17 protein-coding genes are annotated in these 16,645 nt (G+C 71.6%); 7 read left to right on the forward strand and 10 right to left on the reverse strand.

The features are described 5' to 3' along the window. Positions 1-32 precede the first annotated feature (32 nt). Positions 33-1,553 (forward strand): LCP family protein, encoded by a 1,521-nt coding sequence (locus tag LG395_RS07035; RefSeq protein WP_443743008.1) that lies wholly within the window; start codon positions 33-35, stop codon positions 1,551-1,553. A gap of 62 nt (positions 1,554-1,615) precedes the next feature. Here the strand turns inward: LG395_RS07035 and LG395_RS07040 are convergent, their stop codons facing one another. After that, positions 1,616-2,176 carry an acyl-CoA thioesterase gene (locus LG395_RS07040; RefSeq protein WP_225808820.1) on the reverse strand — a complete coding sequence of 187 codons (561 nt, stop codon included), beginning with the start codon at positions 2,174-2,176 and terminating at the stop codon, positions 1,616-1,618. 119 nt (positions 2,177-2,295) lie between these two features. On the opposite strand from LG395_RS07040, the gene LG395_RS07045 reads away from it, so the two are divergent. Then, entirely contained in the window at positions 2,296-3,621 is a 1,326-nt protein-coding gene (locus LG395_RS07045) for an LCP family protein (RefSeq protein WP_171155654.1), read from the forward strand. A 61-nt stretch (positions 3,622-3,682) separates the two neighbouring features. Here the strand turns inward: LG395_RS07045 and LG395_RS07050 are convergent, their stop codons facing one another. Both LG395_RS07050 and LG395_RS07055 read right to left on the reverse strand, forming a co-directional pair. After that, positions 3,683-4,051, reverse strand: a complete 369-nt coding sequence (locus tag LG395_RS07050; protein WP_225808821.1) for a four-helix bundle copper-binding protein — start codon at positions 4,049-4,051, stop codon at positions 3,683-3,685. Between the two features lie 85 nt (positions 4,052-4,136). Beyond that, complete coding sequence (locus tag LG395_RS07055) at positions 4,137-5,294, reverse strand: acyl-CoA dehydrogenase (protein ID WP_268744300.1); 1,158 nt, start codon at positions 5,292-5,294, stop codon at positions 4,137-4,139. A 191-nt stretch (positions 5,295-5,485) separates the two neighbouring features. On the opposite strand from LG395_RS07055, the gene LG395_RS07060 reads away from it, so the two are divergent. Next, positions 5,486-6,829, forward strand: a complete 1,344-nt coding sequence (locus tag LG395_RS07060; RefSeq protein WP_171155650.1) for a UDP-glucose dehydrogenase family protein — start codon at positions 5,486-5,488, stop codon at positions 6,827-6,829. Positions 6,830-6,941: 112 nt separating this feature from the next. On the opposite strand, the gene LG395_RS07065 is transcribed toward LG395_RS07060, so the two are convergent. Then, on the reverse strand, positions 6,942-7,448 hold the full coding sequence (locus LG395_RS07065) for a CGNR zinc finger domain-containing protein (RefSeq protein WP_225808822.1): 507 nt from the start codon (positions 7,446-7,448) through the stop codon (positions 6,942-6,944). Between the two features lie 86 nt (positions 7,449-7,534). On the opposite strand from LG395_RS07065, the gene LG395_RS07070 reads away from it, so the two are divergent. Both LG395_RS07070 and LG395_RS07075 read left to right on the forward strand, forming a co-directional pair. Then, complete coding sequence (locus tag LG395_RS07070) at positions 7,535-7,903, forward strand: VOC family protein (RefSeq protein WP_171155647.1); 369 nt, start codon at positions 7,535-7,537, stop codon at positions 7,901-7,903. Positions 7,904-7,924: 21 nt separating this feature from the next. After that, positions 7,925-8,320, forward strand: a complete 396-nt coding sequence (locus tag LG395_RS07075) for a VOC family protein (protein ID WP_171155645.1) — start codon at positions 7,925-7,927, stop codon at positions 8,318-8,320. A 57-nt stretch (positions 8,321-8,377) separates the two neighbouring features. On the opposite strand, the gene LG395_RS07080 is transcribed toward LG395_RS07075, so the two are convergent. Genes LG395_RS07080 through LG395_RS07090 form a run of 3 tightly spaced genes read right to left on the reverse strand, consistent with a single transcriptional unit; the run spans position 8,378 to position 11,237 of the window. Continuing rightward, positions 8,378-9,571, reverse strand: a complete 1,194-nt coding sequence (locus LG395_RS07080; RefSeq protein ID WP_171159972.1) for a dipeptidase — start codon at positions 9,569-9,571, stop codon at positions 8,378-8,380. A 5-nt stretch (positions 9,572-9,576) separates the two neighbouring features. Continuing rightward, positions 9,577-10,101: a 5-(carboxyamino)imidazole ribonucleotide mutase gene (purE, locus tag LG395_RS07085; protein ID WP_171155643.1), complete on the reverse strand. Its 525-nt coding sequence runs from the start codon at positions 10,099-10,101 to the stop codon at positions 9,577-9,579. After that, the gene (locus LG395_RS07090) at positions 10,098-11,237 is read right to left on the reverse strand and encodes a 5-(carboxyamino)imidazole ribonucleotide synthase (protein WP_225808823.1); all 1,140 of its coding nucleotides are present in this window, start codon (positions 11,235-11,237) and stop codon (positions 10,098-10,100) included. The genes purE and LG395_RS07090 overlap by 4 nt, the downstream gene beginning before the upstream one ends. 182 nt (positions 11,238-11,419) lie before the next feature. Here LG395_RS07090 and LG395_RS07095 point away from each other — a divergent pair, with 182 nt between their 5' ends. Continuing rightward, complete coding sequence (locus tag LG395_RS07095; protein WP_171155639.1) at positions 11,420-11,923, forward strand: GtrA family protein; 504 nt, start codon at positions 11,420-11,422, stop codon at positions 11,921-11,923. A 26-nt stretch (positions 11,924-11,949) separates the two neighbouring features. Here LG395_RS07095 and LG395_RS07100 read toward each other — a convergent pair whose 3' ends face one another. Further along, a complete protein-coding gene (locus tag LG395_RS07100; RefSeq protein WP_171155638.1) occupies positions 11,950-13,221 on the reverse strand; it encodes a sensor histidine kinase in 1,272 nt (423 codons plus the stop codon). 35 nt (positions 13,222-13,256) lie between these two features. Further along, the gene (locus LG395_RS07105; RefSeq protein ID WP_100571005.1) at positions 13,257-13,934 is read right to left on the reverse strand and encodes a response regulator transcription factor; all 678 of its coding nucleotides are present in this window, start codon (positions 13,932-13,934) and stop codon (positions 13,257-13,259) included. 526 nt (positions 13,935-14,460) lie between these two features. Between LG395_RS07105 and LG395_RS07110 the strand changes: the two genes are divergently transcribed. After that, entirely contained in the window at positions 14,461-15,966 is a 1,506-nt protein-coding gene (locus LG395_RS07110) for a peptide MFS transporter (protein ID WP_171155636.1), read from the forward strand. 492 nt (positions 15,967-16,458) lie between these two features. Here LG395_RS07110 and LG395_RS07115 read toward each other — a convergent pair whose 3' ends face one another. Then, positions 16,459-16,617, reverse strand: a complete 159-nt coding sequence (locus tag LG395_RS07115) for a hypothetical protein (protein WP_225808824.1) — start codon at positions 16,615-16,617, stop codon at positions 16,459-16,461. Between the last annotated feature and the right edge of the window lie 28 nt (positions 16,618-16,645).

The following is a 16,645-nucleotide window of genomic DNA, read 5'->3' on the forward strand; positions in this document are numbered from 1 at the left end:
CCCACGTACGGCCTCGTCCGGAGGTGTCCCCCTTGCCCAGCCCGCCCCGGTCCCCCTCCTCCACCCCCAGAAGCGTGGGAGGGGCTCCCAGCCCGCAGCGCCGCCCGCGGCCACCCCGCCGGGTGCCGCGCCCGCCCGAGCGGCGGGTACGGCCGGTCCGGCCGCCGCGGCGGCCCCGCTGGGCGATGCGGGCGGTCACCACGCTGTCGGTCGTGGTGCTCGCCTCCGCCGGGATCGGGCACGCGGTGGTCGCCAGCCTGGACGCGGGCATCGCCCGGGTCGACGCCTTCAAGGACATGAAGAACCGGCCCCGGGCCGGGCACGGCATGAACGTCCTGCTGGTCGGCACCGACGGCCGCGACAAGCTCAGCGAGGCGGACCGGCGGGCCTACCGGCTGGGCGGCGCCCCCTGCCACTGCACCGACACCATGATGATCGTGCACATCGCGGAGGACCGGGAGCGGGCCACCGTGGTGAGCCTGCCGCGCGACTCCTACGCCGAGACGCCCGCGCACGTCGACCAGAACACCGGGCAGCGGCACGGCCCGCACCCGGTCAGGCTCAACGCGGCCTACGCCGAGGGCGGCCCCCAGCTGACCATCCGCACGGTCGAGAGCATGACCCATGTGAAGATCGACCACTATCTGGAGGTCGACTTCACCAGCTTCATGAAGACCGTGGACGTGCTCGGCGGAGTCAAGGTGTGCACGCCGACACCGCTGAAGGACCGGTACACCGGACTCGACCTCGCGCCCGGCACCTACACCCTGCGGGGCGGGCAGGCGCTGCAGTACGTACGGGCCCGGCACGTGGACGGGGCCAGCGACCTGGGCCGGATGAAGCGGCAGCAGCGGTTCCTGGCCGCCCTGCTGGACAAGGCGACCTCCTCCGGGGTGCTGCTGAACCCGATGCGGTTCCGGGACGTGACCCGGGCGGTGCTCGGCTCGGTCCGCGCCGACGCGGGCTTCGGCACCGACGAACTGCTCGACCTGGGCCGCGCGATGCGGAACTTCTCGCCGTCCTCGTCGGAGTTCACCACCGTCCCGATCGGCCGGATGGACTACCCGGTCAAGGGCATCGGTTCGACCCTGAAGTGGGACCCGGCCAGGGCGGAGCAGCTGTTCGGGGCGCTGCGCGACGACAAGCCGCTCGCCGGGGAGCAGCCGCGCCGTGACCCGGCGCGCGCTCCGGTGCCGGTGGAGGTGTCCCCGGACACGATCCGGGTCCAGGTGGCGAACGGCAGCGGCACGGCGGGGCTGGCCAAGCGGGTCGACGCGGAGCTCGCGGCGACCGGCTTCGCCACCACCCACCGGCCGGTGACCGCGCCCGCCCGGGTGGCGCGCACGCTCGTCTTCTACGACCCCCGCTGGGACCGCTCCGCCCGTTCCCTGGCCGCGGCGCTGCCGGGCAGCGAGCTGCGGGCCGTGCCGGGCCAGGGACCGCTGCTGAAGGTGACGGCCGGGTCGGAGTTCACGCACGTGCGGAAGGTGCGGTTCGACGACCCGGCACAGCCGGAGCAGGGTGTCGTGCGGGGCAACGAGGTGACGTGCTGAGGCCGGCTCCCGCGTCCTGACCCGGTCCGCCCCCGGACCAGTCCCCCGGACCGGTTCGCGGATCAGTCCTCGAAGCCCTCCGCGGCGCGCTTCTCGCGCAGCTCCCTGATCGCCCGGCGGCGGGCCAGGCGGTGGGTGCGGCGGATCTGGGCCTCCTGGCAGCGGCGGCGGTCGCGGTCGGTCTCCGGTATCACCGGCGGCACCCGGCGCGGCTTGCCGTCGGCGTCGACGGCCGTGAAGACCAGGTAGGCGGAGCCCACCTGGGTGGCCGGGTCCGACTCGTTCCAGCGCTCGGCGAGGACCCGGACGCCGATCTCCATCGAGGTCCGGCCGGTCCAGTTCACCTGCGCCTTGACGTGGACCAGGTCGCCGACGCGGACCGGCTCGAGGAACACCATCTCGTCCATGGAGGCGGTGACGGCGGGGCCGCCGGAGTGCCGGCCGGCCACGGCGCCCGCCGCGTCGTCGACGAGCTTCATGATCACGCCACCGTGCACGGTCCCCAGCAGGTTGGTGTCGTTGTGGGTCATGATGTGGCTGAGGGTGGTGCGCGAGGCGGACGTGGGCTTGCCCGGGATATCCGGTTCCATCGCCGGATCCGTGTCCGTGGCCTGGTCTGTCATGCCCCCTACCTTATGCCGAAGCCTCATTCGCGGACTTTGTGTCGGGTTCGCAACAGCGGGGCCCTGATTTCCCCACATCCCTTGTCGAGCACATGGCCGGGCCCTGCACACTGGGGCGCATGAATGACTGGCCCGAGGGATGGTCCGACGACAACCGCGGCCCGCGCTACGGACGCGGCAGTGCCGGCGCACAGCCGGAGGGGGCCCGCGTGATGCGTCAGGTGCGGCGCGGCCCGGCGGTACCGCCCGGACCGCGCTCGGCGTACGGCGACCCGGGCCCGGCGGCGCCGCCGCACGGGGCCGGTGTGCCGCGACAGCCGTCGTACGTCGACGGCCAGGGGCACGAGGAGGGCGCCGGCTACGGCGACTACGACAGCGGCTACAACACCGGCCAGGTCTACGGCGGCTCCGGCGGCCGGGGCCCGGGCGGCACTGCGGGGGCGCCCACCCGGGCACCGCGCCCCGCGCCGAACTGGCGGCGCCGCATCAAGTGGACGGCGATCACCCTGGCGACCGTGCTGGTCGTCACCTCGATCGCGACCTACTTCTGGGCCGACTCCAAGCTGCGCCGCGAGGTCGACCTGTCGAAGGTCATCGACCGGCCCGACGGCGGCGACGGCACGAACTACCTGATCGTCGGCTCGGACAGCCGTGAGGGCATGTCCAAGGAGGACGAGAAGAAGCTGCACACGGGCGGCGCCGAGGGCAAGCGCACGGACTCGATGATGATCCTGCATGTCGGCGGCAACGGCGACACGCTGATCTCGCTGCCCCGTGACTCGGACGTGGTGGTCCCGTCGTACCAGGGCTCGACGTCCGGGAAGACCTACCCGGCGCAGGGACGGCACACGAAGCTGAACGCCACCTACGCCGAGGACGGGCCGACGCTGCTGGTCCGCACGATCGAGGCCAACACCGGTCTGCGCATCGACCACTACGTCGAGATCGGCTTCCAGGGCTTCGCCGGCATCGTGGACGCGGTGGGCGGCGTCGACATCACCATCGACAAGGGCTTCAAGGACAAGTGGTCGGGCGCCGACTTCAAGGCCGGCAAGCAGACCCTGAACGGCCAGCAGGCGCTCGCCTTCGTCCGTACCCGGCACGCGTTCGCCGCGTCCGACCTCCAGCGCACCAAGAACCAGCAGAAGTTCCTGGCCGCCCTGGCCCACCAGGTGGCGACCCCCTCGACGATCCTCAACCCGTTCAAGTTCTACCCGACCATGGGCGCGGGCCTGGACTCCCTGATCGTGGACAAGGACATGTCGCTGTGGGACCTGGGCTCGATGTTCTGGGCGATGAAGGGCGTCAGCGGCGGTGACGGCACCTCGATGAACATGCCGATCTCCGGCTCCGTGGGCGGCAACCTCGTCTGGGACAAGGCGAAGGTGAAGACCCTGGTCGACGAGCTGAACAACGGCGAGAAGGTCACCGTCTCGGGCAACTGAGGCCGTCACGCACCGGTTCGAGGGCACCCCGCGGGGTGCCCTCGGCCGTGCCGGGGTGGGCTCACATGCTGGCGCCCGCCATCGCCCGGCAGGTCTCCGCGCAGCGGCGACACGCCTCGGCGCAGCGCATCATCGTCTGGTCGTCCGGCATGGACATACACGCCTCGGCGCACATGTCACAGGCCCGCGCGCAGACGGCGCACATCTCGCCGGCCATGGGCGAGCGCCGCATCATCATGTCGGCGCACATGCGGGTCGTCTCGGAGCAGTCCATGAGCGCGCGCATGATCTGCATCTGCGCCTGGCCGCCCTGCTGCATGCAGGAGCTCATGGCCTCCTCGCACATGTTGTGGCAGTTCATGCAGGCGTCGATGCAGTCCTGCATCTGCTGCGTGAGGGCAGGCATTATTCCGGACTGGGACTGGGTCATGGCTCCTCCACGGAGGCAGGTGGGACCCGGGAGGGGTCCCGTGTGCTTCCGTACTACGCCGGGGAGCGGTGTCCCGCATGTCGGATCACGGCAGGTTGCGGGCCATGACGATGCGCTGGACCTGGTTCGTGCCCTCGTAAATCTGCGTGATCTTGGCGTCCCGCATCATGCGCTCCACCGGGTAATCACGGGTGTAGCCGTAGCCGCCGAGGAGCTGGACGGCGTCGGTGGTGACCTCCATGGCGACGTCGGAGGCGAAGCACTTGGCGGCGGCACCCAGGTAGGTGAGGTCGGCGTCGCCGCGCTCGGAGGCGGCGGCGGCCTGGTAGGTGAGCGCGCGTGCCGCCGAGATCTTCATGGACATGTCGGCGAGCATGAACTGGATGCCCTGGAAGTCGGCGATCGGCTTGCCGAACTGCTTGCGCTCCTGGACGTACCCCTTGGCGTAGTCGAGGGCGCCCTGAGCGCAGCCGAGGGCCTGGGCGGCGATGGTGATGCGGGTGTGGTCCAGGGTCTTCATGGCCGTCATGAAGCCGGTGCCCTCCTCGCCGATCATGCGGTCGGCGGGGATGCGGACGTTGTCGAAGTAGACCTCGCGGGTCGGGGAGCCCTTGATGCCGAGCTTCTTCTCCGGGGCGCCGAAGGAGACGCCCTCGTCCGACTTCTCCACGACGAAGGCGGAGATGCCCTTCGAGCGCTTCGAGGGGTCCGTCACGGCCATCACCGTGTAGTACTCGGAGACGCCCGCGTTGGTGATCCAGCGCTTCACGCCGTTGAGCACCCAGTGGTCGCCGTCGCGGACCGCCTTGGTCTTCATGCCGGCCGCGTCCGAGCCGGCCTCCGGCTCGGACAGGCAGTACGAGAACATGGCGTCGCCCTTGGCGAGCGGCGTCAGGTACTTCTTCTTCAGCTCCTCGCCGCCGGAGAGGATCACCGGGAGCGAGCCCAGCTTGTTCACGGCGGGGATGAGAGAGGAGGAGACGCAGGCGCGGGCCACTTCCTCGATCACGATGACCGTGGCGAGCGCGTCGGCGCCGGCGCCGCCGAACTCCTCGGGGACGTGCACGGCGTGCAGGTCGTTGGCCACCAGGGCGTCGAGGGCCTCCTGCGGGAAGCGGGCCTCCTCGTCCACCGCCGCGGCGTACGGCGCGATCTTCGCCTCGACCAGGGAACGGACGGCGTCCCGGAGCATGTCGTGCTCCTCGGACGGGCGGTACAGGTCGAAGTCAGCCGATCCGGCCACGGTCTCTCACGCTCCAAAGACGCAGTGATACTGACGCTAATTACCGTTAAGTAACTGAATTTTAGAGCCACCGTGTGACCCCGCCTACGTGAGCTTGGTGACAGCGGGGAAATTGCCCGCGGGGCGGCCCGACTATGCTCAGGCACCGCATGACCGAGCAGGACCGACGGACCGGAGCTGGAGCGCACCCCATGAGCCTGAAGATCACCGTGATCGGCACCGGCTACCTCGGCGCCACGCACGCCGCGGCCATGGCCGAACTGGGCTTCGAGGTGCTGGGCCTGGACGTCGTACCCGAGAAGATCGCCATGCTGGAGCGCGGCGAGACCCCGATGTACGAGCCGGGGCTCGAGGAGCTGCTGCGCCGCCACGTGGCCGGGATCGAGGGGTCCACCGGGCGGCTGCGGTTCACCACGGACTGGGCCGAGGTCGGCGCCTTCGGCGATGTGCACTTCGTGTGCGTGAACACCCCGCAGAAGCACGGCGAGTACGCCTGCGACATGAGCTACGTCGACTCCGCCGTGGCCTCCCTCGCCCCGCACCTGCGCGGCCCGGCCCTCGTCGTCGGCAAGTCGACCGTGCCGGTGGGCTCCGCCGACCGGCTGGCCGCCTACCTGGCCGAGCACGCCCCGGCGGGCGGCGACGCCGAGCTGGCCTGGAACCCGGAGTTCCTGCGCGAGGGCTTCGCCGTCCAGGACACCCTGCACCCGGACCGGATCGTCGTCGGCGTGCGCAGCGAGCGCGCGGAGAAGCTGCTGCGCGAGGTGTACGCCGGCCCGGTCGGCGAGGGCACCCCGTTCGTGGTCACCGACTTCCCGACCGCCGAACTGGTCAAGACGGCCGCGAACTCCTTCCTCGCGACCAAGATCTCGTTCATCAACGCGATGGCGGAGGTGTGCGAGGCCGCCGGCGGTGACGTGGCGAAGCTCGCGGAGGCCATCGGCCACGACGACCGGATCGGCCGCAAGTTCCTGCGCGCCGGCATCGGCTTCGGCGGTGGCTGCCTGCCCAAGGACATCCGGGCGTTCATGGCCCGGGCGGGTGAGCTGGGCGCCGACCAGGCGCTGACGTTCCTGCGCGAGATCGACTCCATCAACATGCGCCGGCGCGGCCAGATGGTGGAGATGACCCGGGAGGCGCTGGGCGGCGGGTCCTTCCTCGGCAAGCGGGTCGCGGTGCTCGGCGCCACCTTCAAGCCGGACTCGGACGACGTCCGCGACTCGCCCGCGCTGAACGTGGCCGGCCAGATCCACCTCCAGGGCGGCCAGGTGACCGTGTACGACCCGAAGGGCATGGAGAACGCCCGCAAGGTCTTCCCGACCCTGGGCTACGCCGGTTCCGCGCTGGAGGCCGCCCGGGGTGCCGACGTCGTCCTGCACCTGACCGAGTGGCGGGAGTTCCGCGAGCTGGACCCGGTGGCGCTCGGCGAGGCGGCGGCGGCCCGGGTGATCCTCGACGGCCGCAACACCCTCGACCCCGAGCTGTGGCGCCGGGCCGGCTGGACGTACCGCGCGATGGGCCGCCCCAAGGCGTAGGCGCCCTCCGGGCACAGGGCCCGCGCCGGGACCCGGGTGGCGACGCCGGTTCGGCCGAGGCTCAGTCGGCCGAACCGGCGTCTGTCCGCATTCTGCACCAAACCGTCGCCGTTCACGCGCCCTTCGCCCGGTACCGGCGCATCTTCGCGCGCGCCCCGCACACCCGCATCGAGCACCAGCGCCCGCGCCCGGCCGGGCTGCGGTCGTAGTACGCCCAGTGGCAGGTGTCGGCCTCGCACGCCTTGAGCCGGGCCCAGGTGCCCGCGACGAGCGCCTCGGCGACGGCGGCGGCGACCCGGGACAGCAGCGGCCCGGCGTCGGCCGGGGCGAGGCGGGCCGAGCCGTCGTGGTCGTCGACGGTGACATGCAGCGGGGCCCGGGCCAGCAGGGTGCCCAGCGGGGTCACCAGGCGGTGGGGCGGGTGCCCGGCGTGCGCGAGCAGCGCGGCCCGCAGCGACTCGCGCAGCTCCCGGGCCCCGGCCAGCCCGTCCTCCGTGATCCCGAGGCGGGCGCGGCCCTCCGGCGTGTCCAGCGCGTCCGTGCCCGCCTCGATGTCCAGGGTGTTCACCAGGGACTCGACCAGGGCCAGGCCGCCGGGGGCCGCCGATCTCTCGCTCATGCTTGTGACGTTACCCCCTATGGGGGAGCATGCAGTAACCGTTACTGGTTACCCGTCCTTACAGGTAACGCCCCGAGGAGGTAGTCATGGCTCTCGCCAAGCTCGACATCGTCGTCCTGGACTGTCCCGACCCGCACGCGCTGGCCGGTTTCTACGCCGGTGTGCTGGGCGGCACGGTGGAGGAGGACCCCGAGGACAGCGCGTGGGTGGACCTGAAGGTGCCCGGCGGGACGGCCCTGGCCTTCCAGCGGGCGCCGGGGTTCGTGCCGCCGGAGTGGCCCGCCGCGGACCGGTCGCAGCAGTTCCACCTGGACCTGGTGGTGGAGGACCTGGACGCGGCGGAGAAGGGCGTGCTGGAGCTGGGCGCCAAGCCGCTGGACACGGCGGACCGCGAGCGGACCTTCCGTGTCTACGCCGACCCCGCGGGGCACCCGTTCTGTCTCTGCGCCTGCTGACCCGTCCCGGAGGAGGATTCCATGGCGTCCGTGGCCCGTTTCCGCAACGTCGTTCTCGACTGCCCCGATCCGCACGCGCTGGCCGCCTTCTACGCGGCGGTCGCCGGAGGGACCCCACGGCCCGAGGACGACGACTGGGTCGTGCTCCAGGTGCCGGACGGGCCCCGCATCGCCTTCCAGCGGGCCGAGGGACACACCCCGCCGGAGTGGCCGCGCGCGGACCGCAACGGCCAGCAGCTCCACCTCGACTTCGACGCGGGGCCGACCTGGGCGGACCTCGACGCGGCGCACGAGCGGGTGCTGGCGCTCGGCGCCCGCCCGCTGGACCTGGAGGACCGCGAGACGAAGGACTACCAGGTGTACGCCGACCCGGCCGGGCATCCGTTCTGCCTGTGCCGGATCGACGAAGGGTCGTGACGTCCCGGGAAGGCCCGGCTCGGTGATCCGGGCCTTCGCCGGGCGCGCGTACCCCGGTCAGTTCCCGTCGCGCGTGCCGTCCAGCGACTCGATCGTGGCGAGGGACGGCGCGCGGGTGGCCTGGAGGTCCCGGGCGACGTCCTCCGCCGCGCCGAGCACGCGTACCGCGTTCTGCCAGGTCAGCTTGGCCAGGTCGGCCTTGGACCAGCCGCGGTCCAGCAGTTCGGCGAGCAGGTTCGGGTAGCCGGAGACGTCGTTCAGGCCGTCCGGGGTGAACGCGGTGCCGTCGTAGTCGCCGCCGATGCCCAGGTGGTCGATGCCGGCGACCTCGCGCATGTGGTCCAGGTGGTCGGCGACCGTGGACACCGTGGCGACCGGGCGCGGGTTGCGCTCCTCGAAGGCCCGGTGGATCTTCATCGCCTCGGGGCTGGTGTCCAGGTGGTGCAGACCGTGGGCGCGCAGGTTCTCGTCGGCGGCGGCCGTCCAGTCGACGGCGGCCTGGAGCACGAACTTGGGCACGAACGTCACCATCGCCACGCCGCCGTTGGCGGGCAGGCGTTCCAGGACGTCGTCGGGGATGTTGCGGGGGTGGTCGCACACCGCGCGCGAGGAGGAGTGGGAGAAGATCACCGGCGCGGACGTGGCGTCCAGCGCGTCCCGCATCGTCGTCGCCGCCACATGGGACAGGTCGACGAGCATGCCGAGGCGGTTCATCTCCGCCACGACCTCGCGGCCGAAGGCCGACAGCCCGCCCACCCGCGGCTCGTCGGTCGCGGAGTCGGCCCAGTCCACGTTGTCGTTGTGGGTGAGCGTCATGTAGCGCACGCCGAGCGCGTACAGACCGCGCAGGGTGCCCATCGAGTTGGCGATGGAGTGGCCGCCCTCGGCGCCCATGAGCGAGGCGATACGGCCCTGCCCGCGCGCCTCCTCCATGTCGGCGGCGGTCAGCGCGGGCGCCAGCTCGGCCGGGTAGCGGGCCAGCAGCTGCCGGACGCAGTCGATCTGCTCCAGCGTCGCCGCGACCGGGTCCGGCTGCTCGCACGGCACGTACACCGACCAGTACTGGGCGCCGACCCCGCCGGCGCGCAGCCGCGGCAGGTCGGTGTGCAGCCGCTCGCGCCGGTCACCGGCGATGTCCAGGGCGTCCAGGTCGTAGCCGGTCTGCTCGCGCAGCGCCCAGGGCAGGTCGTTGTGCCCGTCGACCACGGGGAACTCGCGCAGCAGCGCGTGTGCTTCGTCCAGGGCGGCCACGGCGGTCACTTCCCGAAGCCGAAGCCGCTGCCCGCGCCCTCGACCTTGGAGCGCAGCCGCTTGCCCTTCTCGGTGGCCTGGTCGTTGAGGTCCTGCTGGAAGTCGCGCATCCGGTGCAGCAGCTCCTCGTCGTGCGCGGCGAGGATGCGGGCGGCGAGGAGACCGGCGTTGCGGGCACCGGCGACGGAGACCGTGGCGACGGGGACACCGGCCGGCATCTGCACGATGGAGAGCAGGGAGTCCATGCCGTCCAGGTTCTTCAGCGGCACGGGCACGCCGATGACCGGCAGCGGGGTCACGGAGGCGAGCATGCCGGGCAGGTGGGCGGCGCCGCCCGCACCCGCGATGATCACCTTCAGGCCGCGGTCGGCGGCCTGCTCGCCGTACGTGATCATCTCGCGGGGCATGCGGTGCGCGGAGACGACGTCGACCTCGTAGGGGATCTCGAACTCGTCCAGGGCCTTGGCGGCGGCTTCCATGACGGGCCAGTCGGAGTCCGACCCCATGACGATGCCAACAACGGGGCTCATTCGGTGATGGTGCCTCTCAGGTAGCCGGCTGCGTGACGGGCGCGCTCCAGCACGTCGTCCAGGTCGTCGCCGTAGGTGTTGACGTGCCCGACCTTGCGGCCCGGCTTCACGTCCTTGCCGTACATGTGGATCTTGAGCTTGGGGTCGCGGGCCATGCAGTGCAAGTACGCGGAGTACATGTCCGGGAAGTCGCCGCCCAGGACGTTGACCATCACGGTCCACTCGGCGCGCGGGCGCGGGTCGCCCAGGGGCAGGTCGAGGACCGCGCGGACGTGGTTGGCGAACTGCGAGGTGATCGCGCCGTCCATGCTCCAGTGGCCGGAGTTGTGCGGGCGCATGGCCAGTTCGTTGACGAGGATGCGGCCGTCGCGGGTCTGGAACAGCTCGACGGCGAGGTGCCCGACGACGCCGAGTTCCTTGGCGATGGTCAGCGCCAGCCGCTCGGCGTGCAGCGCCAGGTCCTCGTCCAGGTCGGGCGCGGGGGCTATGACCGTGTCGCAGACGCCGTTGACCTGCTGCGACTCCACCACCGGGTAGGCGACGGCCTGGCCGTGCGGGGAGCGTACGACGTTGGCGGCCAGCTCGCGGACGTAGTCGACCTTCTCCTCGGCGAGGACGGGCACGCCGGCGCGGAACGGCTCGGCCGCCTGCTCGGCGTCGTCCACGACCCACACGCCCTTGCCGTCGTAGCCGCCGCGGACCGTCTTGAGGACGACCGGGAAGCCGTCGCCCTCCTCGGCGAACCGGACCACGTCCTCGGGGTCGCTCACGATCCGGTGCCGGGGGCACGGGATGCCGATCGCGTCGAGCTTCGCACGCATCACCCCCTTGTCCTGGGCGTGCACCAGTGCGTCGGGCCCGGGGCGCACGGGAATGCCGTCCGCCTCCAGGGCACGCAGGTGCTCGGTGGGCACGTGCTCGTGGTCGAAGGTGATCACGTCACAGCCGCGCGCGAACTCGCGGAGCGTGTCGAGGTCGCGATAGTCGCCGATGACGACATCGTTCACGACCTGCGCCGCGGAATCCTGAGGAGTGTCACTGAGGAGCTTGAACCTGATGCCCAGCGGGATGCCCGCCTCGTGCGTCATACGCGCGAGCTGACCCCCGCCGACCATGCCGACTACCGGGAACGTCACACCCCTAGCGTATCGGCCACGCGGCGGCTGCCGGATCGCCGCCCTCTCACGGACTCTTACCCGGGGCTTCCCCGCCTCTTGTCGACCTGTTTCCACAGCGTGGCCCGGTCCACGGGCAGCGGCGGGTCCGCCCGGCTAGCATGGCGGGGTTGAGGAAACCTACCGACGGGAGCTGCACAGCCATGGAACCTCGTTCCTCGGGGCTGCAACGGCTCGTCCGAGAGGTGGCCAAGTTCGGTGCCGTGGGCGGTGCCGGCGTCCTCGTCAATCTCGGCGTGTTCAACCTGGTCCGGCACGTCTCGGACCTGCCGGTGGTGCGGGCCAGCATCATCGCGACCGTCGTGGCCATCGTCTTCAACTACGTCGGCTTCCGTTACTGGACGTACCGGGACCGCGACAAGAGCGGGCGCACCAAGGAACTGACGCTGTTCCTGCTGTTCAGCGCGATCGGCCTGGTGATCGAGAACGGCGTGCTGTACCTGGCGACCTACGGCTTCGGCTGGGACAGCCCGCTGCAGAGCAACGTCTTCAAGTTCGTCGGCATCGGCGTCGCGACCCTCTTCCGGTTCTGGTCGTACCGCAGCTGGGTGTTCCGGGCGCTGCCCGCCCGGGAGACCGTGGCGAGCGCGGAACCGGTCCTGGGGCGGGAACCGGCGAAGCGGGCGCCCAAGCAGCGCGTGCCGTAGCCGCGCGGGCCGGCCGGGCGCAGTGCCTAGCGGACCGTCGGCTGGTCGTCGTCCAGGGCGCGCGCCGGGGGCGTGCGCGAGAGGAACAGGCCGAAGACCGGGGGCTGCGCCTGGAGCAGCTCGAGGCGTCCGCCGTCGGCCTCCGCGAGGTCACGGGCGACGGCGAGGCCGATCCCCGTGGAGTTCCGCCCGCTGATCGTGCGCTCGAAGATCCGCGCGCCGAGGTCGGCCGGCACGCCCGGCCCCTCGTCGGTGACCTCGATCACGGCCTGGTTGCCGGTGACCCGGGTGCGCAGGGCGACGGTGCCGCCGCCGTGCATCAGCGAGTTCTCGATCAGCGCGGCCAGCACCTGCGCGACCGCGCCCGGGGTGCCGACCGCCTGGAGGTGCCGCTTGCCGGAGCTGACGATGGCCCGGCCGACGCCGCGGTAGGCAGGCCGCCACTCGGCGAGCTGCTGCTGGATGACCTCGTCCAGGTCGAAGGTGACGGCGGAGCCGGTCCGCGGGTCCCGCGAGTTCGTCAGCAGCCGCTGCACGACGTCCGTGAGCCGCTCGACCTGCGTCAGCGCGATGGTCGCCTCCTCCTTCACCGTGTCCGGGTCGTCGGTGAGGGTGATCTCCTCCAGGCGCATGGACAGCGCGGTCAGCGGTGTACGGAGCTGGTGGGAGGCGTCGGCCGCGAGGCGCCGCTCGGCCGTCAGCATGCGCCCGATGCGCTCGGCGGAGGCGTCCAGCACATCGGCGACCCGGTCCAGCTCGGGGACGCCGTACCGCTTGTGCCGGGGGCGCGGGTCGCCGGAGCCGAGGCGTTCGGCGGTCTCGGCGAGGTCGGTCAGCGGGGAGGCGAGCCGGTTGGCCTGCCGTACGGCCAGCAGCACCGCCGCCACCACGGCGAGCAACGCGACCAGCCCGATGATCAGCAGGGTCCGGCCGACCTCGCGGGTCACCGCGGAGCGCGGCTCCTGCACGGTGACCGTCTCGCCCTCCTCGCCACGCTGGGTGGAGTGGATGGTGTCGCCCTCGGGCCTGTCGCCGATCTCGATGGGCGGCTTGCCGGGCATCCGGATGACCGCGTACTGGTCCTTGCTGACCGGGTTGCGCAGTACGTCCGCGTTGACGTTCTCCGCGGCGAGGATGCGGCTGTCCACGATGCTGGCCAGCCGCACCGCCTCGGACTCCACCCGTTCCTGGGCGCTGTTGCTGATCGTCCGTGTCTCGACGATCACCAGGGACACGCCGAAGACCGCGATCACCACGAGGACGACGGCGAGGGTGGACTGGATGAGACGTCGGCGCATGCTCCGTTACCTGGGGTGATCGCTGGGGCCCGGACTCAGCTCTTCTCGAACCGGAAGCCCACGCCACGCACCGTCGCGATGTACCGGGGGTTCGCCGCGTCGTCGCCCAGCTTCTTGCGCAGCCAGGAGATGTGCATGTCCAGGGTCTTGGTGGACGACCACCACGTGGTGTCCCAGACCTCGCGCATCAGCTGGTCCCGGGTCACCACCCGGCCCGCGTCCCGCACCAGCACCCGCAGCAGGTCGAACTCCTTGGCGGTCAGCTGGAGTTCCTCGTCGCCCATCCAGGCCCGGTGCGACTCGACGTCGATGCGCACCCCGTGCGTGGCCGGCGGCTGCTGCGGTTCGGCGGCGCCGCGCCGGAGCAGGGCCCGCACCCGGGCGAGCAGTTCGGCGAGCCGGAACGGCTTGGTGACGTAGTCGTCGGCGCCCGCGTCCAGACCGACGACGGTGTCCACCTCGTCGGCCCGCGCGGTCAGGATGAGGATCGGCACGGTGTGACCGTCGGAACGCAGCCGGCGGGCGACCTCCAGGCCGTCCATGCCGGGCAGGCCCAGGTCCAGCACGACCAGGTCCACGCCGCCCTGCATTCCGGCGTCGAGCGCGGCGGGTCCGTCCTCGCGCACCTCGACCTCGTAACCTTCCCGGCGCAGGGCGCGGGCCAGCGGCTCCGAGATGGACGCGTCGTCCTCGGCGAGCAGTACACGGGTCATGAGGTGATGGTAGACCGCCCGCGTGCGGTGCCGGGGTGTGATCGGCAGCCGGGCTTCTTACCTTCGCATGCTGCTGGTACGAACCATTGACCTGGGGATGCGATCGTAGGAGAGACCTTCGAATCAGGTTCCGTGGTTCCCGCGACACCTGTGATCCATATCTCAAGTCCTTCCATATCCGGCAGTGTCCTGCCGTATGGTGACCTGAACGCCTGTAGTACACCGGGGACCTTTGGCGCGGCATGTGACGCCGAGGGTCTTCTTTGTGTGCGGGCTGGCCGGTGCCAGCCTTGAAAGGAATGACCTCTGGCCGGGCTCCGGACGCAGCGACGCGTCGGGGGCGTGGATCCCGGTGGTCGCCGTCCGCCGCTCCGCGATCCGGGGCGGACTCCCCCTGGGCGTGGGGGTGGGCGCCCGACCCCGCCGGTGCCGGCCGACACCCCCACGGGCGGGCAACTCCCCACCTCTCGGCTCCGCCCGAGCCGGGGGGACCCCCACCGCGCGCCCCGACCAGCAAGGAACGACCATGGCGTCCAGCCTGACGAAGGACTCGGTCCGACCGGGCACCCCCGGTTCCGAGAAGACCTTCTTCGGCCACCCCCGCGGACTGGCCACTCTCTTCATGACCGAGATGTGGGAGCGCTTCTCCTACTACGGCATGAGGGCCCTTCTCCCGCTGTACCTGGTGGCCCCGGGTGGCCTGCACCTGAGCGCGGGCACGGCGACGGCCATCTACTCCGTGTACCTGTCGCTCGTGTACCTGCTCGCCCTGCCCGGCGGCTGGTTCGCCGACCGCGTCCTCGGCCCCCGCAAGACGGTCGCCGTCGCGGGCCTGGTCATCATGCTCGGTCACCTGTGCCTGGCGCTGCCCGCCGCCGCGAGCTTCTTCGTCGGCCTGGTCCTCGTCGCCATCGGCTCCGGCCTGCTGAAGGCCAACATCTCCACGATGGTCGGTCACCTCTACGACGGCCCGCAGGACCCGCGTCGGGACGGCGGCTTCACGCTCTTCTACATCGGCATCAACCTCGGCGCCTTCGTCGCCCCGCTGGTCATCGGCACCGTCGGCGAGAACGTCAACTGGCACCTGGGCTTCGCGCTGGCCGCGCTCGGCATGGCGCTGGGTCTCGCCCAGTACCTGCTCGGCGGCCGCCACCTGAACGCCAAGAGCAGCGAGGTCCCGACCCCGCTGACGCCCGCCGAGAAGGCGTCCACCCTGCGCAAGGGCCTGATCTGGCTGGCCATCGCCGCGGTCTTCTACGGCGTCGTCGGCGGCACCGGCCACTTCACCCTGAACTGGGCGCTGATCCCGCTCACCCTCATCGGCCTGATCGTGCCGATCCTGGTCATCTCCCGCATCCTGCGCGACAAGGACCTGGAGCCGGCCGAGCGTTCCAAGGTGTCCGCGTACATCTGGTTCTTCGTGGCCGCCGCCGTCTTCTGGATGATCTACGACCAGGGCGGCTCCACCCTCTCGCTGTTCGCCGAGAAGAGCGCCGACAACACCATCTTCGGCTGGGAGTTCCCGGTCTCCTGGTACCAGTCGGTCAACCCGGTCATGATCATGGCCCTCGCGCCGGTCTTCGCCTGGCTGTGGCTGTGGCTGAACAAGCGCGGCAAGGAGCCGAGCACGATCGTGAAGTTCTCCTCCGGCCTGGTGCTGGTCGGCGCGTCCTTCTTCGTCTTCCTCGCCCCGCTGTCGATCGCCGAGGGCGGTCACAAGGCCGCGGCGCTGTGGCTGGTCGCGATCTACTTCGCGCAGACCGTCGGTGAGCTGACGCTGTCGCCGGTGGGCCTGTCGGTGACGACGAAGATGGCGCCGAAGAAGTACGCCTCGCAGATGATGGGCGTCTGGTTCCTCGCGGTGACCGCGGGCGACTCCGTCACCGCCCTGCTGTCGAACCCGGCCGTCGGTGGCGTCAACCTCGACAAGATGGGCTTCGTCGCCCTGGAGGCCGTGCTCGCCGTGCTCGCGGGCGTCGCGGTGTGGATGTACCGCGGCAAGGTGAAGAAGATGATGGGCGACGTGCACTAGTCCACGGAAGCCTTGGCCGGGAGGGCCGCCACACCTGGGTGTGGCGGCCCTCCTCGTGTGCGGGGCCGCTGAATGCCCCGCGCCCCTCGGCGGGCTGTCGCGTCCCGCGCCCTGGGAGCACCGTGAAAACCGCGGCCCAGCGGGATCGCCGTGCCCGCGACCACGGCAAGGCTCTCAGGGCGCCGTGGGGGTCCAGGGTGGGGGAAGACGGCGGTCCTCACCGGGCCGCACGTCGTGGGCGCACCGATCGCCTCGACGGCGAGGAGGCCCGGGGACGGCGCGCCCAGGCGCCGGCGGCGGGCTCGCGGGTGCGGCGGTGGCCGACGAGGTGCCACCGGTGACGGGCTCGCGGGTGCGGCGGTGGCCAACGAGGTGCCACCGGTGACGGGCTCGCGGGTGCGGCGGTGGCCAACGAGGTGCCACCGGTGACGGGCTCGCGGGTGCCGGTGGGGTCGGGGGTCTCGTCCTTCGGGATGGCGGCGGAGCCGTCCGTCACCGCGACTCCTCGAACCCTACGGCGAGGGCGCGGCTCGCGGGCGAGGTGGCGCTCTTGTCGCCGACCCGCGTCTGACGGCGGTAGCCGACGAGGTGCCGCCGGCGGTAGCCGACGCCGAGGACGTCGGTGTGGGCCGCCGGCGCGGCCGTGAGCACGGCCGAGCCGGCCGGGGAAGACGCGTCA

Source organism: Streptomyces spinosus, assembly GCF_020400655.1.
In the GTDB taxonomy this organism is placed as follows: Bacteria; Actinomycetota; Actinomycetes; order Streptomycetales; family Streptomycetaceae; genus Streptomyces; species Streptomyces argyrophylli.